1 protein-coding gene and 2 pseudogenes are annotated in these 3,688 nt (G+C 33.6%); all 3 read right to left on the bottom strand.

The window, feature by feature from the left end; translation table 11 throughout:
• Window positions 1-68: 68 nt before the first annotated feature.
• Window positions 69-215, bottom strand: a pseudogene (locus NSA57_RS19280) (NUDIX domain-containing protein); the annotation flags it as partial.
• A 23-nt stretch (window positions 216-238) separates the two neighbouring features.
• Window positions 239-2,161, bottom strand: a pseudogene (locus tag NSA57_RS19275) (DUF3427 domain-containing protein); the annotation flags it as partial.
• Between the two features lie 61 nt (window positions 2,162-2,222).
• Window positions 2,223-3,521: a hypothetical protein gene (locus NSA57_RS19270; protein WP_257465834.1), complete on the bottom strand. Its 1,299-nt coding sequence runs from the start codon at window positions 3,519-3,521 to the stop codon at window positions 2,223-2,225.
• Window positions 3,522-3,688: the final 167 nt, after the last annotated feature.

Genomic DNA, 3,688 nt, shown 5'->3' with positions numbered 1-3,688 from the left:
TAAAATGGATGAAATCAGTGAAGAGGAAGCGGCATCCGTTTGATATAGCAATTATTTAATATTCGTTATACTAGTGCTTCTTCTGGAGTCTCCCCTACATCAATTTTCCCTCCAGGAAACTCCCAACCATCTTTGAACTCTCCGTATCCTCGCTGAGTTGCAAATACTTTTTCATTATCAATCAAAATTGCTGCCACTACTCTAATTGTTTTCATTTTTTTCTCTCCTATTATTTTTATTATCCATTTACAATATATTCGTAAATATCCTCTCTCACTGGGGTGTCCAATGCCCATTCTATTTCTACTGCTGTTTTATCAGTATTTGGCATTACAAATTCTTTTACTGCTCCTGTTGAAGTCATTCTTCCAAGGTAATAAAATTCTTTTGAAATTTTATCATCTTTATTTTTCCTTACAAAAAGCTGCACATCTATGCCACGTTCTTTTGCCTTCAGGAAATTTTGCACATCTTCTGATTCAATACTCCGTCCGCTTTTGGAAATAGCAATCAAATGATCGGAACTTGTAAAATGGTCTTCATATTTTGTTGTATCACTAATATCATCCTGTTTATCATAATTGATAAATACTGGAAAGGTTTTTGTTTTCTTATCATACTTATACCCACCGATATTCAATGGAACCTCATTTCTTTTCCAATTTAACAAACGACAGGCATCTTCATATGTATATTTCTGATAAAGAACTAAATCCGTATCTTGATATCTCATACTGAAATTGTCTTTATATCGTAAAATCCCAAAATCAATAAGTTCTTCCAAAATGCGATAAAAATCTTTGTTTTGTAACATCTCTGAAAACAACTTAGACACCTTATAATCAGAACCGTCTTTTTCCAGAAATACACACTGAGAATACGTCTTCTTAGCAGCACTTGTAGGAAATTCATTTGTCATCATGTTTACAACATTTTCAGCACAATTATCATTCATCGAACAATTATAATTATCGTGTAATGATTTCTTTAACAAATCCATGATTCCATTTTGATATTTAAGCAGCCGCTTTAACATTTCCAACTCATGAATTCGTTTTCCATTTGCCAATTTCTTTGAAACAAATTCTATTACGGTTTCTTCATCTTTTGATAAGCGAGTTGTGTATTCTTTTTCATACTTCACAAGAAACTTATAATAAGATCCCAGACTATTATTATCAAAAATCCTAAGTACATCCATCTCTCCGTATTTGTCAAAATCTGCAAGTGCCGGAATATGCCCCAGTTTATTTTTCAGATTCATATAATTCTCCCGGATTAATTTAATGTCATTAAAGTTTGCATTATCAATTGCTTGAAAAATTCTTTTACGAGAAATTTCGTCAAAATGAATTGTGCTTGCGCCTGGAATCACACGGCCGCCTTCAGTTACATAACGACGAATATTATCTTTGTTATAGCTTCTATCTCCAGAAAGTGCAATTGGAATCATAAAATTATTACGATAATTACCAATGAAATCAATAACAACCACATATTCTTTATCCTCAGCTTTGCGGAGTCCGCGTCCTAACTGTTGGATAAAAATAATCGGTGATTCGGTTGGGCGAAGCATAATTACCTGATTAATTTCAGGAACATCCACACCTTCTGAGAATATATCCACAGAAATGATGTAATCCAACGCATCTTCTGCCTCATCGCCAGCAAGTCGTTCAACCGCTGCGGCTCTTACAGTTTCTGAATCACTTCCGCTTAACACAAGCGTTCTCCAACCTTTTTCATTAAATTTCGCAGACAATTCTCTTGCCTCATCAATACGACTGCAGAAAATCAAACCTTTTACTCTTTCCCCACTATAGCCAAAGAATTTTGCCTGTTTCATCACATTTAAAACCCGTTCATCAGATGTCAGATATTTAAAATTTTCAAATTTTTCCTCAGACGATTTTCCAGCATCAGCAATGACTTCCAGATCAGTAATTCCAAAGTAATGAAATGGACACAGCAAGTCCTCTTTCATCGCATCCTGCAAACGAATTTCATATGCAATCTGATGATTAAATATCTCGTAAATATTTCTGCCTTCCAGATTATCATCACGCTTATCCGGTGTTGCTGTCATCCCCAGCCATAACCTCGGTTTGAAATAATTCATAATTTTTTTATAGCTGTCTGCAGAACTATGATGAGCCTCATCAGCGTATGTCAAGATAGGTCTAACAATTTTTTCTGCCATATTTTAGATGGTAGAAATTCAATTATATCACCCACTTTGTTTCTACTATGTTTCCAGTTTCGCCATCCAGAAGTTTTCCATGCAGATACATATCTAACAGATCCAATGGCAAAATAGTAACCATCTCATCCTCATCCTTCAAATCCATCTCTAAAGGTTTTGAAGAAACAAATAACATATGAAGTTTAACAGAATCCTCTATTCCTAAAAACTCTTTTAGTTTTTCTTTTTCCTTAATCACCAAATCATAACGATGCCTACAATGATCATAATAACCATTTGCCTGGTACATTTTTTCATAATCTGTAACTATACCACTGGCATTAAGAGAATCCGAAAAATACTTCGCTTCAATCAAAAATAATTCTTTCGCTTCTGAAGAGAAAAATATTACATCATAATCTCCATAATCAATTTCTTTTTCCCCGAAAATACGATCATATCTTACATCTACCAAATTAACTGTCGGATTAGTGTAGCTTGCCAATAAGGTTTCTCTTATTCGTTGAAGTAACACATTCGATAATTCTGTATTCTTTCTATCCAGACTCTCTTTAATAGGATCCATTTTTGCCGGGTGAGTATAACACATTCCCCCATTGCTTTGATACGAAACCCATAGTTGCTTTGCTTGCTCCAATGTTCCATATGGGACAATAATATTTTCATCATCTAAGCATATAAATGGTCTCAGTTCCAATCTGTATTTATTGGCACCCATGACCCAGATTATACATTCATCTTTTCGGAGGTGATTTTGAAGTTTTTCCTTTGAAAGCACGAAATTATCAAAAAATACACTTCCTGAAATAGCCGGATTAGTACTATGCTCAACAATGTTAATAAACTCTTTTTTCGATATTATTCTAAGAGATTTATCATCAGAATTCAGTTCATTAGCCTGGAAAGCGTAAACCGTAGCTAAAAACAATAAAAACTCTATGTCAGTTTCTTTCTTAAATCCTTTACCAAAATCAGTATCATTTGCATCTGCAGTTAATGGTATAGGCGACAAAATATTTTGATTTCCTGTAATAACAGTATCATAGTAAATATATGGATGATATTTTATCGGTTCAATCGGAATTATTTTTTTAGTATCCACATTTATTCCATAATATGGACATTTCATATCTTTGTTTCTTGAAAGCATCAGCAGAGACATCGTATGAGACGCAATACCATATAGTAATAAATCACTTAACAACGCTCTATCTAACACGAACATCTTTTTTATATCAATCGATTTGATGTCAACATCATGCTGTAGCAAAATACAATTTTCAATCCATACATTACATGCATCAATTACATAGCGCATGACATTTCTATTCTCTGCAAAAATCGATGTCAATTCCTCATTAAAAAATCTTTTCTGCGAAATTTTAACTCTTGCTTCTTTCTCTTTAAGATATCTAGTATAACGAATATTAAATAATTGCTATATCAAACGGATGCCGCTTCCTCTTCACTGATTTCATCCATTTT

Source organism: Blautia caecimuris, from assembly GCF_024622975.1.
Classification (GTDB): domain Bacteria; phylum Bacillota; class Clostridia; order Lachnospirales; family Lachnospiraceae; genus Blautia_A; species Blautia_A caecimuris.
The sequence above is the reverse complement of the archived record's forward strand: the minus strand, read 5'-3'. Positions and strand labels throughout refer to the sequence as shown.